The organism is Pollutimonas rozaliensis (assembly GCF_048751585.1).
Lineage (GTDB): Bacteria > Pseudomonadota > Gammaproteobacteria > Burkholderiales > Burkholderiaceae_B.
The window spans coordinates 1-273 of the sequence record NZ_JAZHOB010000105.1 but is presented as its reverse complement, the minus strand read 5'-3'; the positions used below and the strand labels follow the sequence as shown (position 1 = coordinate 273).

Genomic DNA, 273 nt, shown 5'->3' with positions numbered 1-273 from the left:
CACGAAGTTTTTTACGAAAGACTTGGCGAGTGGTCGATGACTGCTCGGTTTTTTCTGACTCTCCCCACGCATCACGCGCAGGAGGTAAAAGGGCATCAAGCACCCTTTCTTCGGCCAATTCTTCAGCGCGAAACTTAACCTTTTCCATCGCCTGTTGATGCGTCAGCTTGACCGCGACATCGGTCAAATCACGGATAATGCTTTCAACTTCTTTACCGACATAACCCACTTCGGTAAATTTCGTCGCTTCTACTTTGATAAATGGTGCATTGG

1 pseudogene is annotated in these 273 nt (G+C 47.6%); it reads right to left on the bottom strand.

Annotated features, from left to right (window positions below):
• Positions 1 to 273: pseudogene (hslU, locus tag V0R37_RS22165) on the bottom strand (HslU--HslV peptidase ATPase subunit); the annotation flags it as partial.